Below are 22,316 nucleotides of genomic sequence, written 5' to 3' on the forward strand. Positions count from 1 at the left end.
ATGCGCATCCTGATGATTATTGATGGCTTACCCGGTGGAGGCGCTGAAAAGACTGTCCTCACGCTCTCCAGCGGCTTAGTGAAAATGGGACACCAGGTCTCACTTTTTTCCTTGCGAAAAGTTTGCGATTACCCCATTCCGGAAGGTGTGGATTTTCAGGTAATTCAGGATAAATGCAAAAAACCATGGCGCAAGCTCACGGAGATCCCGCGCCGGGCAAAGCTGCTTGATAAAGCCATTACTGTGGCAGAGCGCAGCGGGAAGTTTGATATTGTCTTTTCCCATTTGCACAAAACCGATCGCATCGTTGCCCACAGCCGCGCGCTCGTTCGCGATAAAGTCTGGTTTTGTATTCATGGCATGTTCTCTTTCTCCTATCTTTGCCACCGCCGTGGAATTTCGCGCTGGTTTAAGAATTTGAAAATTCGCCATACCTATGAAAACCGTAACGTGGTGGCCGTCTCTTCAGCCGTACTGCGCGATCTTACCGACACGCTGGCGATTCCTCTGCGCCGCAGCGCGGTGATTCATAATCCTTTCGATATTGAAGCTATTCAGAAACTGGCCGAACAGCCGTTTGAAATGCAGGGACGTGAATACCTAATCCACGTCGGGCGTTTCCACGAACATAAACGGCACGATCGCCTGCTGCGCGCGTATGCCCTCAGTAAAATCGACGCCCCTTTAGTGATGATGGGGAACGGCTCTGAGGAGAAAATAGTCCAGTTAAAGGCCCTTGCCGAAAGCCTCGGCATTGCTGATCGGGTCACGTTCCGTGAGTTTGTGCCTAACCCCTATCCGTGGATCAAAGGTGCGCGCCTGTTAGTGTTAAGTTCAGACTGCGAAGGGTTTGGTAATGTGCTGGTCGAAGCGATTATTTGCCAGACGCCGCCGGTGAGCACTAACTGCCCGGGCGGACCGGCCGAAATTTTGACGGGACCGCTGGCGCGAGGGCTGAGCGAACTCAGCGACGCGTCGTTGGCAGCCACCCTTGCGGATATTTACGCCACGCATCCCCAGGGTTTGGATAGCGAGAAAATTTTGTCCTACGGTATCAATGCGATTTGTCAGCAGTATATTGCGCTGGCGGAAAATAATAATTAGTCAGGTTTCTTATGCAAATTTCAACGCCGGTGTTAAGCGTGGTGGTTGCCGTTTATAACGGCGAAGCGTTTCTCGACCAGTTCTTCACCTGTTTGGTGGCGCAAAAAATCGACAGTATGGAAGTGATCATCGTCAACGATGGTTCAACGGATAGATCCATGCAGATTGTTGAACAGTGGCGCGATCGGCTGCCGCAGCTGCAGGTTATTGAGCAACAAAACCAGGGCGTTTCGGTTGCCCGTAATACCGGGCTTGCCCAGGCAACAGGGCAATATCTCTCTTTCCCGGACATTGATGATGTTTTCAAACCCGGGATGTATCAGCGCCTGCTGGATATGGCGATAACGGGTAATCTGGATGTGGCGACCTGCAACGGAAACTATGTCTGGGAAAATAATAAGAAACCAACCCGACCGATTCTTCCGCCCGAAAAGGTGCAATCAACGGGCGTGATGACCGGTCCGGCGTGGCTTAAACAGGCGCTGGATTCGCGTAAATTCCTCCACGTCACCTGGCTCAATATTTACCGCCACGATTTTATTCGTCAGCATAAATTTCACTTCGAGCCGGGCCTTCGTCATCAGGATATTCCGTGGACCACGGAAGTTTTGCTGGCGGCCGAGCGCGTGCAATATACCAGTGAACAGTTCTACGATTATTACATTCACTCTGCATCTGTATCGCATATGCCGGACACTGACGACACGCTGATTCGCTCGGCGCGCCATTACATGAAAATTCTGCAAATGCTCGACGCCATCAACCAGCGCTATGCGGATAAAGTCAAAAATATCCCCGCCTGTTACTGGCAGATAGCCAAAGAAGGGCTCGGCATCATCCACACCTTTGATAACATGAAGGATGAGAGCAAAAAGGCGATGATCATTCGCGAATTTTTCGACAAGGGTATCTGGAGCCTTATCTGGAAAAGTGCTAAAAGCCCCCGTTTGCGCTGGCGCCTTGGTCGCCGCTATTTCCGTCTCAGAAGGTATCTGGCATAAGGTATAGCTTTAAGCGGGCTAAATGCTTAGAATTTGCCCGCCGAATCTTAAAAAAACGGATAGTCGCTTGGAATTGCTGTATACCACCCTGCTTTACTTAATTCAGCCTCTGGTGTGGGTGCGATTATTACTTCGCAGCCGCAAAGCCCCCGCTTATCGCAAACGCTGGGCTGAACGCTATGGTTTTTGTCGTAACAAAGTGAAGCCGGACGGTATTCTGCTCCATTCCGTTTCAGTGGGCGAAACCCTGGCGGCGATCCCGCTGGTTCGCGCGCTGCGCCATCGCTACCCTTATTTACCTATCACCGTCACCACCATGACGCCCACCGGCTCAGAACGGGTGATGTCCGCGTTTGGTAAAGACGTGCATCATGTCTATCTACCCTATGATTTGCCCTGCGCGATGAACCGTTTCCTTAATAGCGTTCGCCCGAAGCTGGTGATCGTGATGGAAACCGAACTGTGGCCGAACATGATTTCCGCCCTCAAAGCCCGCCAGATCCCCTTAGTGATCGCCAACGCGCGCCTGTCAGCGCGTTCTGCGAAAGGGTACGGCAAGCTGGGTAAATTTACGCGCCGCCTGCTGAGCAAAATTACGCTGATCGCTGCGCAAAATGAGGAAGATGCCGACCGTTTCCTGCAGCTCGGCCTGAAGCGCAGCCAGTTGACGGTGACCGGCAGCCTGAAATTCGATATCTCCGTCACGCCGGAACTTGCCGCGCGTGCCGTGACCCTGCGCCGTCAATGGGCACCTCGCCGCCAGGTGTGGATTGCCACCAGTACCCATGATGGCGAAGAGGAGATTATTTTACAGGCACACCGCAAGCTGCTGGAAAGTTTCCCTGATTTGCTGCTGATCCTGGTGCCTCGCCACCCGGAACGTTTCCCCGATGCGCGCAACCTGACGCAGAAAGCCGGGTTCAGCTATACCCTGCGCAGCTCGGGCGAAATCCCATCTGCCAGCACGCAGGTGGTGATTGGCGATACGATGGGCGAGCTTATGCTGCTGTACGGTATCGCCGATCTGGCGTTTGTTGGCGGCAGCCTGGTCGAGCGCGGCGGTCATAACCCCCTTGAGCCTGCGGCGCATGCGATCCCGGTGCTGATGGGACCACATACCTTTAACTTCAAAGATATTTGCGCACGCCTGCAAGAAGCGGAAGGGTTAATTACCGTGACCGATGCGGATTCGCTGGTGAAAGAGGTTTCTACCCTGCTGCGCGACGAAGATTACCGCTTATGGTACGGCCGTCATGCGGTAGAAGTGCTGCATCAGAATCAGGGCGCGCTGGCCCGCCTGCTTCAGCTTTTGCAACCCTATTTGCCTCAGCGGAGCCATTAATGTCCAAACGTTTGTCGGTGGTGATGATCGCCAAAAACGCGGCGCATCTGCTGCCCGATTGCCTGGCGTCTGTCGACTGGGCCGATGAGATCGTGCTGCTCGATTCCGGTAGCACAGATGACACGGTGGACATCGCCAGCCGCGCGGGCGTAAAAGTGTTCAGCCATACCGACTGGCCGGGCTACGGGGTACAGCGCCAGCTGGCACAGCGTTACGCCAGCGGCGATTACATCCTGATGCTGGATACCGACGAACGGGTCACCGAGGAGCTTGCCGCGAACATTCGTGCCACCCTGGCTGCGCCGCAGCCGGGAGCCGTCTACAGCATCGCCCGACGTAACTATTTTCTTGGCCGCTTTATGCGCCACAGCGGCTGGTATCCGGATCGCGTAACGCGCCTGTATGAGCGCGAGCGCTATCAGTACAATGACAATCTGGTCCATGAATCGCTGGATGCGCCGCAGGCGCAAGTGATCGCCCTTAGCGGCGATTTGTTGCATCTAACCTGCCGCGATTTCGCCAGCTTTCAACGTAAGCAGTTCAATTACGCCACGGCGTGGGCGCAGGAGCGTCATCAGCGCGGTAAAAAAACCTCGCTGGCGGGGATTTTCGCGCATACTGTGGGCGCGTTTGCCAAAACGTTGCTGCTGCGCGGCGGCGTGCTGGATGGTAAACAGGGCTGGCTGCTGGCGGTGGTTAACGCGCAGTATACTTTCAATAAATACACCGAGCTGTGGGCGCTGAACCACGGTTATTCAGAGAAAGAATAAGCGATGAGCACAAAAGCGATTTATCCCGGCACCTTTGATCCTATCACTAACGGCCATGTCGATATTGTCACCCGCGCCGCCACGATGTTTGATGAAGTTGTCTTAGCGATTGCCGCCAGCCCCAGCAAGAAACCGATGTTTGATCTGGACGAGCGTGTGGCGCTGGCGCAAGCAGCGACGGCGCATCTGTCGAACGTTACGGTGGTCGGCTTTAGTGATTTAATGGCTAATTTTGCCCGCGCCCAGCAGGCCAACATTCTGATCCGCGGTTTACGCGCGGTAGCGGATTTTGAATATGAGATGCAGCTGGCGCATATGAATCGCCATCTGATGCCGGATCTGGAAAGCGTCTTTCTAATGCCGTCCAAAGAGTGGTCATTTATCTCTTCCACGCTGGTGAAAGAAGTGGCGCGCCATCAGGGCGATGTCACCCACTTCCTGCCGCCTGCGGTTCACCAGGCGCTGATGGAGAAGCTAAAGTAAGCTCCCGCTTATTTCTGGCAGCCCCGGCAATAAAAGGTGGAACGCTGCGCATGTTTTGCCGCCACGATCGGCATGCCGCAGACGCGACACGGTTTGCCTTCACGGCCATACACCTGCAGCTCCTGAGCGAAATAGCCCGGTTTTCCGTCGCTTTGCAAAAAGTCTTTTAGCGTCGTGCCGCCCTGTTCAATCGATCGCAACAGTACCGCTTTGATCACCCGCACCAGAATTTCACACTCCTGCATTGAAAGTGACGAGGCCAGCCGATCGGGATGGATCCCGGCAGCAAACAGTGATTCGCTGGCGTAGATATTGCCCACGCCGACCACCAGCTTGTTATCCATCAGCCAGGGCTTAATCGCGGTCTTTTTCTTCGCGCATTTCCGCCGCAAATAATCCGCGTTAAACGCGTCGCTAAGGGGCTCGGGGCCGAGGTGCGCCAGCACGTTGTGACCTTCCAGCTCTTTTGTCCACAGCCACGCGCCAAAGCGACGCGGATCGGTGTAGCGCAGCACTTTGCCATTGCTCATCACCAGATCGACATGGTCATGCTTTTCAGCGGGCAGTTCATGGGGAAGAATACGCAGGCTACCGGACATGCCGAGGTGAATGATTATCCAGCCGTCAGGCAGCTCAAGCAGCAGATATTTGGCGCGGCGCTGAACGCTCAGTACCGGTTTATCGCTCAGGCTATGGATCTCTTCGGAAACCGGCCAGCGCAAACGCCCGTTGCGCACTACCGCATGAAGAATGGTTTCGCCAACGAGGTGCGGTTCAATGCCTCGGCGACTGGTTTCGACTTCGGGTAACTCAGGCATCTCGTCTCCGCTTTACGGGTGGTCAGAAATGCAAAAACCCCGACAGTGCGGGGTTTTTGTGCAAGAAAACTAAAATTATTTGATTTTAGCTTCTTTGTACAGCACGTGCTGACGGACAACTGGATCGAATTTTTTCAGTTCCAGTTTTTCCGGCTTAGTACGTTTGTTCTTCGTGGTGGTGTAGAAGTGACCAGTACCAGCGGAAGAAACCAGCTTGATTTTCTCACGAATACCTTTAGCCATGATTTATATCCTTTAAGTACTTAGTACTTTTCGCCACGGGCACGCAGTTCAGACAGAACTGTATCGATGCCTTTTTTATCGATTACACGCATACCTTTAGCAGATACACGCAGGGTGACAAAACGCTTTTCGCTCTCAACCCAGAAACGGTGAGAGTGCAGGTTCGGCAGGAAACGGCGTTTAGTCGCGTTCAGTGCGTGGGAACGGTTATTACCGGTCACCGGACGCTTGCCAGTAACTTGGCAGACTCGGGACATGTCTATTCTCCAAAAATCAAATTAGCTCGAGCTTCGTATGGGGTATCGGCGCCTCGTCAGGCTTTACAGCCCGGTCATCGCAGTTCTATGTGAACTCTCGATTGCCAGGCCCAATTGCCAAACCCGAGATTCTCAAAGGTGGCGTAGTATACGCTGAGTCGGCGGTGTGCTCAAGTCCCGAACAGACAAAGATCCCGATGGATCGCGCAAAGCCGCCTAAATCCATCCCCGTTCGGCAAATGAAACATACTCACCACGGCCGATAACCAGATGATCGAGCACCCGGATATCCATGAACTGGCAGCATTTTATTACCCGCTCGGTAATCTGCCTGTCCGCTTTACTCGGCTCAGCATTACCCGACGGGTGATTATGCGCGAGGATCACGGCGGCCGCATTGACTTTTAACGCTTCGCGCAAAATTTCTCGCGGATGCACCTCAACCTGATTAATGGTGCCGGTAAAAAGCCGACAGTGTTTCAGTATCCGGTTCTGGTTATCCATCAGAATCACCATAAACACTTCGCGCTCTTCGCCGGACAGCTGGCTTTGTAAAAACTCGCGCGTCATCTCAGGGCTCAGCAGCGAGCTATCCTCCAGCAGGCGCGCATTATAGTAACGCCGCGCCAGTTCGCCGATACCGCGTAGCTGAGCGTATTTGGCGAGGCCGATACCCTGCACATCTTTAAAATCCTCAAAATCGGAGGAGAGCAGCGTATATAACGAACCAAAATGCTTCAGCATCTCGCGTGCCACGGTAAGTACGCTCTTGCCGTGGGTGCCGGTGCGTAGAAAAAGCGCCAATAACTCTGTATCGGACAGCGACTCAATACCGAACTGCAACATCTTTTCGCGCGGCTTCAGCGGGTTAATAACAATATCCATCTTCACTCCTCCTCATCCCGAATCCATGCTGCCACATCTGCCGTGACCCGCAACTGCACCGCGATATCGCTGCGTAACGCCTCGCAAAGTGGATTGCGGGCAAGCACGCGACGACACAATGATTGTGATAAAATGCTCAACTTCTGGTGACATCCAACAGGAAAGAATCATGATCAGTCTGGCGGGTAAAAAGATTGTCCTCGGTGTGAGCGGCGGTATTGCGGCCTATAAAGCGCCCGAACTGGTGCGCCGTCTGCGTGAGCGCGGCGCGGAAGTGCGTGTCGCCATGACCGAGGCGGCTAAAGCCTTTATTACGCCGATGAGCCTGCAGGCGGTTTCCGGCTATCCGGTTTCTGATAGCCTGCTGGATCCCGCCGCCGAAGCGGCAATGGGGCATATTGAGCTGGGTAAATGGGCCGATTTGGTTATCCTCGCGCCCGCCACCGCCGATTTAATTGCGCGCGTTGCTGCCGGTATGGCTAACGATCTGGTGTCGACAATCTGTCTTGCCACCCCTTCGCCTGTTGCCGTGGTTCCCGCCATGAATCAACAGATGTACCGTGCCGCCGCCACCCAGCATAATTTGCAGGTGCTGGCCTCACGCGGGCTGCTGCTGTGGGGGCCGGATAGCGGTAGCCAGGCCTGCGGCGATGTTGGTCCCGGTCGCATGCTCGATCCGCTGACCATTGTGGATATGGTCGCCGCGCATTTCTCGCCGGTGAAAGATTTGCAGCATCTGAACATCTTAATTACCGCCGGTCCAACGCGTGAGCCGTTAGATCCGGTGCGTTACATCACCAATCTTAGTTCCGGTAAGATGGGCTTTGCCATTGCCGCCGCCGCCGCAAGCCGCGGCGCGAAAGTCACGCTGGTTGCCGGTCCGGTCTCGCTGGCGACGCCGGCGCTGGTCGAACGGGTCGATGTCACTACCGCGCTGGAAATGGAAGCCGCCGTTCAGAGCCGTGCCCAACAGCAACACATTTTTATTGGCTGCGCCGCCGTGGCGGACTACCGCGCTGCCAGCGTGGCTGAGGAAAAAATTAAAAAGCAAGGCGATGAAATCACGATAAAAATGGTGAAAAACCCCGATATCGTCGCCGGTGTCGCTGCGCTTGCTGAGCATCGCCCTTATGTCGTTGGGTTTGCCGCCGAAACAAATAATGTGGAAGAATATGCCCGGCAAAAACGCGCCCGCAAGAACCTTGATCTGATTTGCGCCAACGACGTTTCGCAGTCAAATCAGGGCTTTAATAGCGATAACAATGCATTACACCTCTTCTGGCAGGAGGGTGACAAACGCTTGCCGCTGGAGCGCAAAGAACTTCTGGGACACCTATTACTGGACGAGATCGTTACCCGTTATGATGAAAAAAATCGACGTTAAAATTCTGGACCCGCGTGTTGGCAAGGATTTCCCGCTGCCGACCTATGCCACCTCCGGCTCCGCCGGACTTGACCTGCGCGCCTGTCTCGACGACAACGTCGTTCTGGCGCCGGGCGCGACAACATTAGTACCAACCGGCCTGGCGATTCATATTGCCGATCCCTCACTGGCGGCGGTTATCCTGCCGCGCTCAGGGCTTGGGCATAAACACGGCGTGGTACTGGGTAACCTGGTTGGGCTGATTGACTCAGATTATCAGGGGCAACTGATGGTCTCCGTCTGGAATCGCGGGCAAGAGAGCTTTACTATCACGCCGGGCGAGCGCATCGCACAAATGGTCTTTGTGCCGGTTGTGCAGGCAGAATTCAACTTGGTGGAATCCTTTGACGCGACCGCACGCGGTGAAGGCGGCTTCGGCCATTCAGGGCGTCAATAACCCGCCCTTTTTAACGCATCACACGGCGAAATAATGCGATAACATCCCCGCAAACACCTATCGTTTGCGGGTCGCCCTGTGGTTGCTCGCCAGACAAGTGCTTATTTTCAGGGGTATTTTGCAACATGGCAGAAAAACAAACCGCGAAAAAGAACCGTCGCGAGGAAATACTGCAATCTCTGGCGCTGATGCTGGAATCCAGCGATGGAAGCCAGCGTATTACGACGGCAAAACTGGCGGCGTCCGTTGGCGTTTCTGAAGCGGCGCTGTACCGCCACTTCCCCAGTAAAATGCGCATGTTCGACAGCCTGATCGAGTTTATCGAAGATAGCCTGATTACCCGTATCAACCTGATTTTAAAAGATGAGAAGGATACGACTTCGCGCCTGCGCCTGATCGTGTTGCTGATTCTGGGCTTTGGCGAGCGTAATCCGGGTTTAACGCGCATTCTGACCGGGCATGCGCTGATGTTTGAACAGGATCGCCTGCAGGGGCGCATTAACCAGCTGTTCGAGCGTATTGAAGCGCAGCTGCGCCAGGTGCTGCGTGAACGTAAAATGCGTGAAGGCGAGGGGTATGCCAACGACGAAACGCTGCTGGCAAGCCAGATACTGGCCTTTTGCGAAGGCATGCTGTCACGCTATGTGCGTAGCGAGTTTAAATATAGCCCGACGGACGATTTCGACGCTCGCTGGCCGCTGTTGGCGGCGCAACTACAGTAATATTTTATGCAGCCCTTGTGGCTGCATTCTCATTTCCCCGCATTCTGTGAAAAAGCCCAACCTTATTCGTTAATATGCCAGATGTTTTGGCGACGCCGTTTTTCTACCCTCCCTCTGGCAGTCTCATTCTACTTAAGCGAAATAATCCTCAAAATACCCTACAAATAAGGAGACGCTTGATGGCAACATCACGTCGGGAACTGCTTAAACTCAGCGGTATCGCTACCGCATCCCTGCTTATCAGCCACAAAAGTCTTGCCGCCTGGGCTCCCTCGGCCCGCTATCCCGATCCCGCCATCGTCGCGCTGGATGACTCATTTCGCGACTATATGGTTGCCAGCGCTAAAGTGGAGCAGATTGCCACCGGATGCCGCTGGGCGGAGGGTCCGGTGTGGTTTGGCGATGCACGCATGCTGCTGTGGAGCGATATTCCCAACAACGCAGTGATGCGCTGGGATGAAGCCACCGGTACCACCAGCGTCTTTCGCCAGCCCTCAAATAATGCCAACGGTCATGCACGCGACCGAGAAGGGCGACTCATCAGTTGTGAACACGATACCCGACGCATAACGCGTACAGAATATGACGGCACCGTCACCGTACTGGCGGACAGCTATGACGGGAAGCCCCTGAACTCCCCGAACGATATTGCCGTCAAATCAGACGGCTCTATCTGGTTTACCGATCCACCGTTTGGCATTGCCGGGTTTTATGAAGGTCATAAAGCGACTTCGCAGCTGCCGCAAAACGTTTACCGCCTGGATCCTGAAACACGCAAGCTGGACGTTGTGTTGGGCGACGTTAAAGGGCCAAACGGCATTTGCTTCTCACCGGATGAAAAAACGCTTTACGTGGTGGAGAGCCGCGCCACGCCAAACCGCCTGATCCTGGCGTGGGATGTTGAGGCGAATACGCTAAAAAACCGCCGGGTGCATATTGATTGCGGTAACGGTACAGCTGACGGCATCGCTATCGATATGCAAGGCAATTTGTGGTGCGGCTGGGGAATGGGAACAGAGGAGCTGGACGGTGTGCGGATATTCAATCCACAAGGCAAAGCGATTGGCATGATCCATCTGCCGGAGCGCTGCGCCAATTTATGCTTTGGCGGCGAACAGCGAAATCGCCTGTTTATGGCATCCAGCACCTCGGTCTATGCGCTCTATGTGAATACTCAGGGGGCAAAACTGGTCTGAAATTGACCCGGCAGGCTCGCTGCCGGGCTCATTTTTATACGCCGTACTGCTCGCGATAAGCGCGCACTGAGGCCAGGTGATCGGCCATCTCCGGTTTCTCTTCCAGATAAGCAATCAGATCTTTCAGCGTGATAATCGAAATTACGTTGCAGCCATAATCGCGTTCCACTTCCTGAATCGCCGAAATATCGCCGCGTCCGCGCTCCTGGCGATCCAGTGAAATCAATACGCCAGCGAGGGTTGCGCCGTTCGCCTGGATGATCTCCATCGACTCGCGAATCGCCGTACCGGCGGTGATCACATCGTCCACCAGCATCACGCGGCCCTGCAAGGCGCTGCCCACCAGATTGCCGCCTTCACCGTGGTCTTTCGCTTCTTTGCGGTTAAAGCAGTAAGGCACATCGCGCTCGTGATGTTCAGCCAGCGCCACCGCGGTGGTGGTAGCGATAGGAATGCCTTTATAGGCCGGGCCAAACAGCAGATCAAAATCGATACCGGAATCCACCAGCGCTTCGGCGTAAAAACGGCCTAACAACGCCAGATCGCGCCCGGTATTAAACAGCCCGGCGTTGAAGAAATAGGGGCTTTTGCGCCCGGATTTCAGCGTAAACTCGCCGAACTTCAGTACCTGTTTGTTAAGCGCAAATTCAATAAACTGACGCTGGTACGCTTTCATGGATCCGCTCCTCATCTCACTTTTCATCGTTTACAGATTACGTCACACACTTCGCGCCGCCTTGTGTTATCGGCCTGAAGTATGATGCGCAAAAAAAAGGGCGACTTCTCAGTCGCCCTTAAAATTAATTCGCTAACGCCGCTTTCTGCGTAGCGATAATCGATTCGATCCCCCCTCTGGCCAGCGCCAGCAGGGTCATTAGCTCTTCATGGGAGAAGGGTTCGCCTTCTGCCGTGCCTTGTACTTCAATCATACGGCCGTCTTCGGTCATCACCACGTTCATGTCGGTTTCAGCCGCGGAATCTTCCACGTACTCAAGATCGCAAACCGCTTCGCCATTAACGATGCCCACGGAAACTGCGGCAACCATGCCTTTCATCGGGTTCGTTTTCAGCTTCCCGGCAGCAACCAGTTTATTCAGCGCATCCGCCAGCGCAACACATGCGCCGGTGATCGACGCCGTACGCGTACCGCCATCGGCCTGAATCACGTCGCAGTCGAGGGTGATGGTAAATTCACCCAGCGCGTTTAAATCCACCGCTGCACGCAACGCGCGTGCAATCAGGCGCTGGATTTCCATCGTGCGACCGCCCTGTTTCCCTTTCGCGGCTTCGCGCGCATTACGGGTATGGGTCGAGCGCGGCAGCATGCCATATTCGGCGGTGATCCAACCTTGTCCCTGACCTTTCAGGAAACGCGGAACGCCCTCTTCAATGGAGGCGGTGCACAGCACTTTGGTATCACCAAATTCAACCAGCACGGAACCTTCAGCGTGTTTTGTGTAATTACGGGTCAGGGTAACGGGGCGCACTTGAGTGGCGCTACGGCCTGCTGGACGCATGATAATTTCTCCGGCTTATCGAATGTGGCTGCGCATTATACTGGCTAAGCCAGGTTATTCCTATCCTGATAAGGCCATGAAAGCTATAATCCCCGCATCTCTCTATTAAAAACGGGAACGTCTATGATCCGCAGTATGACCGCCTATGCCCGGCGTGAAATCAAGGGCGAATGGGGCTCTGCCTCCTGGGAACTGCGCTCGGTTAACCAGCGTTATCTGGAAACCTACTTCCGACTGCCTGAGCAATTTCGCAGCCTTGAACCGGTGGTACGTGAACGTCTCCGTAATCGACTGACGCGCGGTAAAGTTGAATGTAATCTCCGTTTTGAGCCCGATGTCAGCGCGCAAAGCGAACTGATCCTCAACGAAAAACTGGCTAAACAGCTGGTAACGGCGGCGAACTGGGTAAAAATGCAGAGCGACGAAGGCGAGATCAACCCGGTTGATATTCTGCGCTGGCCAGGCGTTATGGCAGCCCAAGAGCAGGATCTGGACGCTATCGCCGCGCAAATTCTCGGCGCACTGGATGGCGCGCTGGATGATTTTATCATCGCCCGTGAAACCGAAGGTCAGGCGCTGAAATCTCTGATTGAGCAGCGTCTGGAAGGTGTAAGCACCGAAGTCAGCAAAGTCCGTGCCCATATGCCGGAAATCCTGCAGTGGCAGCGCGAGCGGCTGGTTTCTAAGCTGGAAGAGGCGCAGGTGCAGCTTGAGAACAATCGTCTCGAGCAGGAGCTGGTGATGATGGCGCAGCGTATTGACGTGGCGGAAGAGCTGGATCGCCTCGAAGCGCACGTGAAAGAGACTTACAACATTCTGAAGAAAAAAGAGGCTGTTGGTCGTCGTCTCGACTTTATGATGCAGGAGTTTAACCGCGAGTCGAACACGCTGGCTTCCAAGTCGATTAATGCGGAAGTGACTAATTCTGCCATCGAGCTGAAAGTGCTGATTGAGCAAATGCGCGAGCAGATTCAGAATATCGAGTAATACCCTTAACCGTAAAATATATTCTATAACGCCCTGAAAAAAGGGCGTTTAACGCCTAAACACTTCATAAGTGTGTCCACTTGAATCCAACAACGTCCCGCTTACTCTGGGTAGTAAATTGGGTACTAAATCTCTTTACTTCCCCTTCTAGGTACCATATAAACCGTCTACTACCCACACCCTTTCCAGAGCTACCTATCCGTGCATGGGCTGAACAGAGGCTTATATGGGAACGTTAACGGTTAAAGAAGTGCAGGCTATCGTCAGGAAGGGTAAAGCTGGGCGCTATGGAGACGGCGAAGGTCTTTACCTAATGCTTCCACCTAAAGGATCCCCATATTGGATGATCCGCTACACTATCAACGGTAAAAGAAAAGCGCTTACCCTTGGCAAGCAAACGGATTTATAGCTTGCGGAAGTTCGGTCTGAAGCAGACGCAGCACGTAAAAAGGTAAGAGCCGGTAATGACCCAGTCGCGGAACGCAAGTTAAGCCGTCCTGCAGCTATCACCACTGTGAATGAACTCTTTGACGACTGGTTTGTTGAATTACAAAAAAGACTCAAAAATCCTCAAATCCCAGAACGAGTGTTCAAAAAAGACATTTCACCTCAGATAGGTCTACTCGCAATCGACAAAGTTACACCTCTGCACGTAAGAGCGATCATTCGAAAAATATTTGATAGCGGAAGGCCTTCAATTTCCAATGACGCTTTGCTTTACATGAAGCAGCTGTTCAATCATGCGATTAAACTTGGCCTTACCATGCACAATCCCGCAGCGGCCTTCAGAGTAAACGACGCAGGCGGAGTGGAGAAAAGCAGAGACAGAGCACTGACACTTGACGAGATTGGCTTCGTTTTCAAAAAATTCAAGGAAAACTCAGATAGCTTCAGTAGAGATAATTATATCGCATGCGCCCTTTTGATTTTGTTGGGGGTCAGGAAGACAGATCTGACAGAAAGCAAATGGACAGAATATAAACTGGAAGATAGCAAGTGGGTGTTACCTGCTGACAGAAGTAAGATTGGCAAAGAGATTGCCATACCTCTTTCACCACTTGCATAAACTTTTTTCAACGAACTAAAAGTTCGTGCATGTGGTTCAGAGTATGTATTTCCAAACAGACGAGTAAGCAAAACACCTCATATGGGCAAAGATACGCTTAACAGAGCGATAGCAAAACTATTCGGTCAGGAGCCTGGTAAGAAGATTCAGCCACCCAATAAAATGGAAAATCTTGAATATTTCACCGTTCATGACTTGAGAAGAACCTGCCGAAGCTTGCTCGCTTCATTGTCCGTACCACCTCATATTGCAGAAAGGTGTCTGAATCATAAAATAGAAGGCGTGCGGGGAGTTTATGACCGTTACGATTATTACAATGAGATAAAAGAAGCTTTAAATAATTTAAGTATAAATGTGAGAAATATTTTTTGAAAAAAATAACTAGAAATATATTTGATGAATCAAAAAAAGGATGAAATTATATTAAGAAAGGAGATGAAAGAATGAAAAAAACAACAATATTTTTATGCTTTTCTATTATCGCAAACATTGCTTCTGCCGCTTATTTTTATGAGCAGGGAACAACAGAAGTTAGTGGCTTGTGGGGGAATTTAGCATCTGCGGTTACCGGAATTAGCGCGTCACTATTCCCTATAATAATAATGATTGGATTAGATATGAGAAGTAAAGCAAGGGTTAAAGGAAAGAATTAACTGCCCACAACCCTCATTTTTTATTTTCAGATTAGCCTACTTAATTGATTCTTCTCTATAAGCAGAAACCGCTTCTGAGAAGGATATGCAACACTTCATTACAGCTGCAACAGCTAAACAAAAAATATAAACAGCACCCAAGGTTGAATTAAATATAGAATAAAGGTCTTGGTTGGTTAAATCCAACCTATATTTGACGATTAGATATGCGGCAGCGATAGATGCAGGTAAATATAAAACAGTATCTACAGCTGACTTTAAGAATTTCTTAAAGCTCGGGTATATAAAGCGAGTAAGGGCGATACCAAATATCAATGGTAAATCAATTAGTAAGTATCCCCACCAATTGAGATTTAACTGACAGGCCACAAAAGCCATAACAAAAAAATAAATCAGCACTAATAATATAGCAAAATTACGCTCCTTGCTAAAAAGCTTATTCTTCATAAACTAAACCTTTTAAATTAATTTTTATAAAAAACTGGAAAAAAATTATCGATAAAATCATAATTTAAAACCTTTCAAATTGTAAAGGAAATCTTATGAAAAATTGGTCCACGGAAGACACCAAGGCCGTCAAAACATGGTTAAGCATTGAAAAATACAAAAGATTTGAAGAAACCACTTTAAACTGTTTGTACCATGAACTCTGGGCGAGAGCCCTCCTCTTCAAACCATGGTCTACAGTAGAAGAGAAGAGCGGCCTTGGCGGATACATGAGTCAAATTTTTAGTGGCAAGCCATTCCTCTTTGAGCGTAAACAGCTCGACTACTTGCAAAGTGAGCAAACTCTTCAAAGCGTTCCTCACATCTTCATTACAGATATAACCAGACTTGCTGAACTCAGTGTAACTGGCCTCAGAGCTAATTTGTTCACTTGGGAGGAAGGTAGCGACGAGTACTGTGTCAATCTTCCTGACCACGAGGACTACGTATCAACGGTTATGACAGCGATATGTGAGAAGACAGTTCTATTAGAGATAGATCTTGCGAGCGGAACGGACGACGAAATTGCTGAATCAATCAGAGCGGCGTTACCGCAGTGGCGCAAAGTCTTAGGAGTGGAAGAGAAGAGCTGTCAGGCATGGTTCGCTTCGGATATGGGACGATAAAGAAAATTATCACTTACAGGCTAATCGCTATGCTCGACGTGCTTCTATGGGCAAAAATGAATGATCTGCGCCTCTCTGACGATAGGCTGTCGAGACTCTTGTACACAGACGAAGACGACGAGGCAATGATTCGTCTGAACTACCATATCAAAGACGCAGACAGGCCCTTGGCTATGAAAGCAGCAACGATAGACTTCATTAGGCAGTTCAACTTCTTCATAAATCGAAACCCTCATCTTAAAAAGATGAAGGTTTAGGAAGTTATGAAATTACAAGTGCAGATTAAATCATTTACATTCTATAAAATTTAAATAAAGAGAGGAATTGTGTGGGAAGTGACATGATCTTGGAAAGACTTAAAGAAAAATGGAAACAAAACTTCGAGTCCAGATTTGAATTTTTCTTAAACCTTACAGGAGAGGAAAGGAAATTCACAAAAGACATTTACGAAGCATTTTTAATTTCGCTGGAACAAATTTATAAAGATTTTATACCTTATAAAGACAAACACTTTGACATAGAAATCTTATCAAAAGAAAGCGAAAAATATGACCAACGTATTGCCGAAGTTTTATTCAACTTTCATTTAAGAAGAACAGGTTTTGTCGATATCAAGAGTAAAAACGAAGGACCTGATTTCTTTGCCACAAAAAATGGGCACAAATTCTGTTTTGAGGTTGTAACACCGACTCCAAATCAAGAAATAAAAAAATTAATCAACAAAAAAGAGCTTAATGATTCAGAGAGGATATTACTGTATAAGGAGCGTTTGTTAACGGTAACTTCATCGATATCTAGAAAGCTTGAAGACTTAGAAAGATTCAAGGAAAAAGGAATTGTAAATGAAGATGAAAATTACATAATTGTCATTAATGATTCTTTATTATTACCCTATGACGCCCCATGGTATGGCGTCATTAACAATGTATGTATATCTGACAGCACCCTACCGATTTCAGTAGATGCCACGATGGGAAGATCTGAAATAGATTTTGACATGGAACTATATAATGAAAATTATGAAAATACAACTTCCAAATCAAACATAAAACTTAAAAAAATGGTTGTGAAGAATAATATAAGCGTAACATTTAACAATCAGACGTCAACTGGAAGCGATAGCTTTTTATACATTAATGTGAAAGAAATGATACCAACCCGCAAAGCTTCAAACACGATAATTGTCGATATATCTGAATCGACAAATGCTGCAGGGTTTTATCAAATAACACTTAGAGAAGATATTTTCTTTTTATTAGTATTTGAGCACATGAGGACTAACTTGCCCAAATCAGCATTAATAAGCAGGACTCAAGAAAAATATATACTTAGAAAAAACATTCCATATTATGTTTTTTATAATATACACGAAGATAAGGTTCAACCCGATATATCTCCTGCATATATTTTAGGTAAAGATTTAGACCATTTTAATAATCAAAGCATATACAATAATCTATATAGTAAATTTATCAAAAAAAAATAGAAACATAAGGCTTTCGCAGCAACTGAAATTCTCGGGTTCCAGCTGACCTATCCTTCAGTGGCTCTGTTTTTTCGAGCCACCCTAACCCGACTCTCCCTCTCTCAAGTACATTTGCTCTCGTCGAAAACGAACCAAGGAGAGCAACATGAATCCGCAAAACACCAACCTAATGCAGAGGCCTGAGTGTGAAGCGCAGACGACGTCGTAAAGGTCTGGCGACTGAGCGGCTTCCGCTTCTTCGCCCGGATGCGCCGAACCTGACATGGTCGATGGTTTTTGTCATGGATGCACTTGCCAGCGGCCGTCGGATTAAGTGCCTGACTTGTGTGGATGATTTCACGAAGGAGTGTCTGACGATCACCGCTGCTTTCAGTATTTCAGGCGTTCAGGTCACGCGTATTCTGGACAGCATCGCGCTCTTTCGTGGCTATCCGACGACAATAAGAACCGATCAGGGCCCGGAATTTACCTGCCGCGCGCTCGATCAATGGGCCTTTGAGCATGGTGTGGAGTTGAGACTTATCCAGCCAGGTAAGCCAACGCAGAACGGATTTATTGAGAGTTTCAACGGTCGCTTTCGGGATGAATGCCTGAATGAACACTGGTTCAGCGATATTCTTCATGCCCGGAAAATCATTAATAACTGGCGGCAGGACTACAACGAGTCCAGACCTCATTCATCGCTGAATTACCAGACGCCGGCTGAATTTGCAGCAAGCTGGAGAAATGGAAAATTAGAAGGTAAACAAACCGACTTTACTAACTGATCGTTGTATCTAATACTGGGGGCAGGTCACATTATTTATATTAATCACCATTCAGATTCAGAATATCGAATAACGTCCAGCACAACGCATCAATAAACAACGCTTAAAAGCCCGTCATTCGACGGGCTTTTAATTATCCAGCGTTATCAAAATTCGGCAATAGAATGCATATTTCTGCCGTATACAAGGTTGTACTCCTGCATTTTCCCTTCGCTTTAGGGACGCCACATAAATAACCCGAAAAGATAAATTTCATCTGATGCGAATAAGCTTACGATTCGGAACCTTTATCGCCTTATGGACGCCGTTGCCAAAACGGACAAAAGCCTTCACCTGTTACACATAGACCGTTCGCATTAATGGATTTAACCCGACTTATTTTGGTGAATAATCTTATCCATTAAAATAAGCCCTTTACTGCTGACGGCTTCTAATGTGCAGAATTAGCAACAAAACTCTCTTTTTAATGCATTAGTTAAACTTATCCAAATTAGCCACCCTTAGAAAAACTCAATCGAATACCACAGCGCAAATCGTTACCCTGCCGCCTCTGATTAGCGAGGGCGGCATGCTATTACACACTCTTTATCTTATTGGCATTACGGCCGAAGCCATGACCGGCGCGCTGGCGGCGGGTCGGCGTAGAATGGACACCTTTGGCGTTATCATTATCGCCACGGCCACGGCGCTGGGCGGCGGTTCGGTACGCGATATCCTGCTCGGGCACTACCCGCTCGGGTGGGTAAAGCACCCGGAATACGTCATTATTGTGGCCGTGGCAGCAGTATTAACCACGATTTTTGCCCCGCTGATGTCCCATCTGCGTCGCCTGTTTTTGGTTCTCGACGCCCTCGGTTTGGTGGTGTTTTCCATTATCGGTGCGCAGGTTGCCCTTGATATGGGTGAAGGCCCGGTTATTGCCGTGATTGCTGCCGTTACCACCGGCGTATTTGGCGGCGTATTGCGGGATATGTTCTGCAAACGTATCCCGCTGGTATTCCAAAAAGAGCTGTATGCCGGGATCGCTTTCGCCTCTGCCGTCCTCTATATCGTTCTTGATCGGCTGGTGTCCGGCCACGATATGGTGGTCATCGCAACGCTACTGTTTGGCTTCACCACCCGTTTACTGGCGATCCGCTGGAAGCTCGGCTTGCCGGTGTTTCACTATAAACACAACGTTCACTGAAACGCTTTTATCCCCTGCGCCCCCAGCCACGCCGCCAGCCGCTGGATATCAGGGGCATGGATAAAAGCCACTGCCTGCCGGGCTTTTTCCGCACCCATTGCCGGGAAACGCTGCCACGCCTGTTCGTTACGCTCGCGCATCTGCTGCCAGCTTGTGTCGCCAGCGGCTCTCATTGCGGACTGCGGCAAGGGTGTACCCAAAGCAACAAGCCAGCGCGGAAAGGGTCTGTCTCGTACTAGCGTAAAGCGATGCCAGAGCTGCAACCCGCGCGCCGGTGAAATGCCCGGCGTCGACTGCAGTTGCTCCTTCGTTAGCGCCAGCCAGGAAAAAAGGTGTTCGAAGCGATGCGCCTGATGCAGCGCCCGCCAGCCGCTTTCGCCAAGCCCTTCTATGCCCAACGCTCTTGCCGAGCTGAGCCACACCAGGCGGGCAACAAATTGTTCCTCGCACTCGGCGCTGGCAAAAAAGCAGGTTAACGGGGTAAAGCGTGGCGCGGGCGGCACAGGTTTATCCCGGACAAGGGAGCGCCAGACCACACCGTCAATGCGCGGAATACCCTGCCCGGCAAGGCTAATGGCTATATGATCGCCGGGCGCAATATCCTGCTCCTCCCAGCGCCTGACGGATCCCAGATTGACCCGCTGAACCCGCTTGTCATCAAGCTGTACCGGTTCGAGCAGTGCCACCGCAGAAATTTTGCCGGTACGTCCAATGGCGAAGCGAATATCTTTTACCGTTGCCACTTCCTCAACCGGGTCATATTTCCATGCCACAACCCAATGGCTTTGGCCCGGCAGCCAGCTATTACCCGCCGGTTCGCTGCCATAACGCACCACCAAACCGTCCGTGACGAACGGCATCGGGGAGGTAAACCAACGGCTGCGTAGCTGTTCAACTTCCTGTAGCGAACTTACCGGCACGCTATAGTGTATCTCTTCGCTAAACCCGGCTTTGCTCAGCTCAATCAGTTTCTGCGCAAGGGTTGGCGGACCGTCTGGCCAGGCCCAGACAAAGAATACCAGCTCATTAAGGATGGCGGGATCGTTGCGGCGCATCATCGCGCCCGCCACTTTTGCCCTCGCATTCAGCCCGCCCGCCTGTTTTTGGATATGGTTTTCGAGGCGTAAAAACAGTTCACCCTGCAAGACGCTGTTTGTCAGCGCGCCGCTCACCGTTTTGGGTATCGACGGAACGGCGCGAATTCTTGCCGTCCAGTCTTCCCCGGCTAGCCCATCCCCACGGCTGATGGCCTGGGCCAGTTCACCGTCGCGATAGACCAGCGTTACCGCGACGCCATCCACTTTGGGCTGTGCCCAGAGATCGTTTTTTCCGGCCATCCAGCGCTGGAGCGCATGTTTATCCGACAGTTTTTGCACCCCCGTGTGCGCCACCGGATGTTTTATAGTGCCTGCGGGCAAGGCAGGCATAGACGTTGCTGGCTCAAGGGAAAAACAGCGTTGCCAGTTCGCCAGCCGCGCGCTCAGCTGATCATAAACCGTATCGCTGACCTCGCTTGCCCCTTGCTTCCAGTACGCCTCGTTCCACTGGGCAAGCTGCTGTTGCAAACGGCTGACTTCTTCCTGCGCCCGCGAGAGCGACCAGACCGGGCATACGGCCTGGCTCACCATGCTTACCAACAGCAGACAAACAGCGATTCCGGCTTTTTTCCACATCATCCTTTCTCCTTGTGATAGCGCCGCCGTTATAGCGCGGCCAATGCCGCAATGACGACGGCGAAAAGAGAGGAGTGCGAGGACGGTTCCGGCAAATCAGCGTAGCAGTGAAAATTTGCAAACAAATCAGGGAAGCCGAGCGTAAAATGTCAACCGCAGCGGGAAAAAGTGTGACAAAGGCTACGTCACATAGCGCTGATGTGTATAATAGGCACGTATGTAAGTTTCCTTTCGCAATTCACATACAAAAGACTCTCATGGCTCAAGGCACGCTCTATATAGTTTCCGCCCCCAGCGGCGCGGGTAAATCAAGCCTCATCCAGGCTTTGCTGAAAACCCAACCGTTATACGACACGCAAGTTTCTGTCTCGCACACCACGCGCGCGCCGCGCCCGGGTGAAGTGCACGGTGAACACTATTTCTTTGTTAATCATGACGAATTTAAATCCATGATCGGCAACGATGCGTTTTTAGAACATGCGGAAGTCTTTGGTAACTATTACGGCACCTCGCGCGCCGCTATCGAACAGGTACTGGCGACGGGCGTAGATGTCTTTCTGGATATCGACTGGCAGGGCGCGCAGCAAATTCGCACCCGCATGCCGCAGGCGCGCAGCATCTTTATTCTGCCGCCGTCGAAGCTGGAACTCGATCGCCGCCTGCGCGGGCGCGGTCAGGATAGCGAAGAGGTTATCGCAAAGCGTATGGCGCAGGCCGTTGCGGAAATGAGCCATTACGCCGAATATGATTATCTGATTGTGAATGATGATTTCGATACCGCATTAGGCGATTTGAAAACCATTATTCGCGCCGAACGTCTGCGTATGGCCCGCCAGAAGCAGCGACATGACGCTTTAATCAGCAAACTATTGGCAGACTGAGCCTGGTTTAAGTATCATGCCCAGTCATTTCTTCATCTGTGGAGCATTTTAAATATGGCACGCGTAACTGTTCAGGACGCTGTAGAGAAAGTAGGTAACCGTTTTGACCTGGTGCTGGTCGCCGCGCGTCGCGCTCGTCAGATGCAGGTTGGCGGTAAAGATCCTTTAGTACCGGAAGAAAACGATAAAACCACCGTTATCGCGCTGCGCGAAATCGAAGAAGGTCTGATCAACAACCAGATCCTCGACGTGCGTGAGCGCCAGGAACAGCAAGAGCAGGAAGCCGCAGAACTGCAGGCTGTTACCGCCATTGCTGAAGGTCGTCGTTAATTAACCTGCAGGTCACC

General features: G+C 50.9%; 26 protein-coding genes and 2 pseudogenes. 20 read left to right on the forward strand and 8 right to left on the reverse strand.

Annotation, left to right across the window (positions count from 1 at the left end):
• From RW65_RS16785 to coaD, 5 genes are all read left to right on the forward strand, one after another.
• A complete protein-coding gene (locus RW65_RS16785; RefSeq protein WP_039057946.1) occupies positions 1-1,104 on the forward strand; it encodes a glycosyltransferase in 1,104 nt (367 codons plus the stop codon).
• Positions 1,105-1,115: 11 nt separating this feature from the next.
• Positions 1,116-2,105 (forward strand): glycosyltransferase, encoded by a 990-nt coding sequence (locus RW65_RS16790; protein WP_039057947.1) that lies wholly within the window; start codon positions 1,116-1,118, stop codon positions 2,103-2,105.
• A gap of 67 nt (positions 2,106-2,172) precedes the next feature.
• A complete protein-coding gene (gene waaA / locus RW65_RS16795; RefSeq protein WP_039057948.1) occupies positions 2,173-3,447 on the forward strand; it encodes a lipid IV(A) 3-deoxy-D-manno-octulosonic acid transferase in 1,275 nt (424 codons plus the stop codon).
• On the forward strand, positions 3,447-4,217 hold the full coding sequence (locus RW65_RS16800; protein ID WP_039057949.1) for a glycosyltransferase family 2 protein: 771 nt from the start codon (positions 3,447-3,449) through the stop codon (positions 4,215-4,217). Before waaA ends, RW65_RS16800 begins: the two co-directional genes overlap by 1 nt.
• Before the next feature lie 3 nt (positions 4,218-4,220).
• Positions 4,221-4,700: a pantetheine-phosphate adenylyltransferase gene (gene coaD / locus RW65_RS16805; RefSeq protein ID WP_039057950.1), complete on the forward strand. Its 480-nt coding sequence runs from the start codon at positions 4,221-4,223 to the stop codon at positions 4,698-4,700.
• Between the two features lie 8 nt (positions 4,701-4,708).
• On the opposite strand, the gene mutM is transcribed toward coaD, so the two are convergent.
• The 4 genes from mutM to radC all read right to left on the reverse strand — a co-directional run bounded on the left by mutM (position 4,709) and on the right by radC (position 6,903).
• Entirely contained in the window at positions 4,709-5,518 is an 810-nt protein-coding gene (mutM, locus tag RW65_RS16810; RefSeq protein ID WP_039057951.1) for a bifunctional DNA-formamidopyrimidine glycosylase/DNA-(apurinic or apyrimidinic site) lyase, read from the reverse strand.
• Between the two features lie 75 nt (positions 5,519-5,593).
• Entirely contained in the window at positions 5,594-5,761 is a 168-nt protein-coding gene (rpmG, locus tag RW65_RS16815) for a 50S ribosomal protein L33 (protein WP_003024094.1), read from the reverse strand.
• Between the two features lie 20 nt (positions 5,762-5,781).
• Positions 5,782-6,018, reverse strand: coding sequence for a 50S ribosomal protein L28 (gene rpmB, locus RW65_RS16820; protein WP_002436699.1), 237 nt, complete (start codon positions 6,016-6,018; stop codon positions 5,782-5,784).
• A 216-nt stretch (positions 6,019-6,234) separates the two neighbouring features.
• On the reverse strand, positions 6,235-6,903 hold the full coding sequence (radC, locus tag RW65_RS16825) for a RadC family protein (RefSeq protein WP_039057952.1): 669 nt from the start codon (positions 6,901-6,903) through the stop codon (positions 6,235-6,237).
• A 169-nt stretch (positions 6,904-7,072) separates the two neighbouring features.
• Between radC and coaBC the strand changes: the two genes are divergently transcribed.
• The 4 genes from coaBC (at position 7,073) to RW65_RS16845 (ending at position 10,641) form a co-directional block, all read left to right on the forward strand.
• Complete coding sequence (gene coaBC, locus RW65_RS16830) at positions 7,073-8,287, forward strand: bifunctional phosphopantothenoylcysteine decarboxylase/phosphopantothenate--cysteine ligase CoaBC (RefSeq protein ID WP_039057953.1); 1,215 nt, start codon at positions 7,073-7,075, stop codon at positions 8,285-8,287.
• Positions 8,265-8,723: a dUTP diphosphatase gene (gene dut, locus RW65_RS16835; RefSeq protein ID WP_039057954.1), complete on the forward strand. Its 459-nt coding sequence runs from the start codon at positions 8,265-8,267 to the stop codon at positions 8,721-8,723. The genes coaBC and dut overlap by 23 nt, the downstream gene beginning before the upstream one ends.
• 125 nt (positions 8,724-8,848) lie before the next feature.
• Positions 8,849-9,445, forward strand: coding sequence for a nucleoid occlusion factor SlmA (gene slmA / locus RW65_RS16840; protein WP_039057955.1), 597 nt, complete (start codon positions 8,849-8,851; stop codon positions 9,443-9,445).
• 179 nt (positions 9,446-9,624) lie between these two features.
• Complete coding sequence (locus tag RW65_RS16845) at positions 9,625-10,641, forward strand: SMP-30/gluconolactonase/LRE family protein (protein WP_082022463.1); 1,017 nt, start codon at positions 9,625-9,627, stop codon at positions 10,639-10,641.
• A gap of 34 nt (positions 10,642-10,675) precedes the next feature.
• On the opposite strand, the gene pyrE is transcribed toward RW65_RS16845, so the two are convergent.
• A complete protein-coding gene (gene pyrE / locus RW65_RS16850; protein WP_039057956.1) occupies positions 10,676-11,317 on the reverse strand; it encodes an orotate phosphoribosyltransferase in 642 nt (213 codons plus the stop codon).
• A 124-nt stretch (positions 11,318-11,441) separates the two neighbouring features.
• Entirely contained in the window at positions 11,442-12,158 is a 717-nt protein-coding gene (gene rph / locus RW65_RS16855; protein ID WP_039057957.1) for a ribonuclease PH, read from the reverse strand.
• A gap of 123 nt (positions 12,159-12,281) precedes the next feature.
• Here rph and RW65_RS16860 point away from each other — a divergent pair, with 123 nt between their 5' ends.
• The 5 genes from RW65_RS16860 (at position 12,282) to RW65_RS16870 (ending at position 14,864) form a co-directional block, all read left to right on the forward strand.
• The gene (locus RW65_RS16860; protein ID WP_039057958.1) at positions 12,282-13,145 is read left to right on the forward strand and encodes a YicC/YloC family endoribonuclease; all 864 of its coding nucleotides are present in this window, start codon (positions 12,282-12,284) and stop codon (positions 13,143-13,145) included.
• A gap of 226 nt (positions 13,146-13,371) precedes the next feature.
• On the forward strand, positions 13,372-13,554 hold the full coding sequence (locus RW65_RS23260) for an Arm DNA-binding domain-containing protein (protein WP_353599063.1): 183 nt from the start codon (positions 13,372-13,374) through the stop codon (positions 13,552-13,554).
• A gap of 105 nt (positions 13,555-13,659) precedes the next feature.
• A complete protein-coding gene (locus RW65_RS23080) occupies positions 13,660-14,211 on the forward strand; it encodes a tyrosine-type recombinase/integrase (protein ID WP_231564401.1) in 552 nt (183 codons plus the stop codon).
• An 81-nt stretch (positions 14,212-14,292) separates the two neighbouring features.
• Positions 14,293-14,583: a site-specific integrase gene (locus RW65_RS23085; protein WP_231564402.1), complete on the forward strand. Its 291-nt coding sequence runs from the start codon at positions 14,293-14,295 to the stop codon at positions 14,581-14,583.
• 71 nt (positions 14,584-14,654) lie between these two features.
• Positions 14,655-14,864, forward strand: coding sequence for a hypothetical protein (locus RW65_RS16870; RefSeq protein ID WP_039057959.1), 210 nt, complete (start codon positions 14,655-14,657; stop codon positions 14,862-14,864).
• A gap of 36 nt (positions 14,865-14,900) precedes the next feature.
• On the opposite strand, the gene RW65_RS16875 is transcribed toward RW65_RS16870, so the two are convergent.
• On the reverse strand, positions 14,901-15,311 hold the full coding sequence (locus RW65_RS16875; RefSeq protein WP_052250335.1) for a hypothetical protein: 411 nt from the start codon (positions 15,309-15,311) through the stop codon (positions 14,901-14,903).
• Between the two features lie 95 nt (positions 15,312-15,406).
• Between RW65_RS16875 and RW65_RS16880 the strand changes: the two are divergent.
• The 4 genes and pseudogenes from RW65_RS16880 to RW65_RS16895 all read left to right on the forward strand — a co-directional run bounded on the left by RW65_RS16880 (position 15,407) and on the right by RW65_RS16895 (position 19,415).
• Positions 15,407-16,233 (forward strand): annotated as a pseudogene (locus RW65_RS16880) (DUF6387 family protein).
• Between the two features lie 71 nt (positions 16,234-16,304).
• Entirely contained in the window at positions 16,305-17,462 is a 1,158-nt protein-coding gene (locus tag RW65_RS16885) for a hypothetical protein (RefSeq protein ID WP_156124019.1), read from the forward strand.
• A 176-nt stretch (positions 17,463-17,638) separates the two neighbouring features.
• Positions 17,639-18,229 (forward strand): annotated as a pseudogene (locus RW65_RS16890) (integrase core domain-containing protein); the annotation flags it as partial.
• Positions 18,230-18,797: 568 nt separating this feature from the next.
• Positions 18,798-19,415, forward strand: a complete 618-nt coding sequence (locus RW65_RS16895; RefSeq protein ID WP_039057960.1) for a trimeric intracellular cation channel family protein — start codon at positions 18,798-18,800, stop codon at positions 19,413-19,415.
• Here RW65_RS16895 and ligB read toward each other — a convergent pair.
• Positions 19,409-21,088 (reverse strand): NAD-dependent DNA ligase LigB, encoded by a 1,680-nt coding sequence (gene ligB / locus RW65_RS16900; RefSeq protein WP_039058022.1) that lies wholly within the window; start codon positions 21,086-21,088, stop codon positions 19,409-19,411. The genes RW65_RS16895 and ligB overlap by 7 nt on opposite strands.
• A 257-nt stretch (positions 21,089-21,345) precedes the next feature.
• On the opposite strand from ligB, the gene gmk reads away from it, so the two are divergent.
• Together gmk and rpoZ are read left to right on the forward strand one after the other, a co-directional pair.
• Complete coding sequence (gene gmk / locus RW65_RS16905) at positions 21,346-21,969, forward strand: guanylate kinase (RefSeq protein ID WP_039057961.1); 624 nt, start codon at positions 21,346-21,348, stop codon at positions 21,967-21,969.
• A gap of 54 nt (positions 21,970-22,023) precedes the next feature.
• Positions 22,024-22,299: a DNA-directed RNA polymerase subunit omega gene (gene rpoZ, locus RW65_RS16910; protein WP_007369481.1), complete on the forward strand. Its 276-nt coding sequence runs from the start codon at positions 22,024-22,026 to the stop codon at positions 22,297-22,299.
• Positions 22,300-22,316 lie beyond the last annotated feature (17 nt).

This window comes from Enterobacter sp. Bisph1 (genome assembly GCF_000814905.1).
Classification (GTDB): domain Bacteria; phylum Pseudomonadota; class Gammaproteobacteria; order Enterobacterales; family Enterobacteriaceae; genus Kosakonia.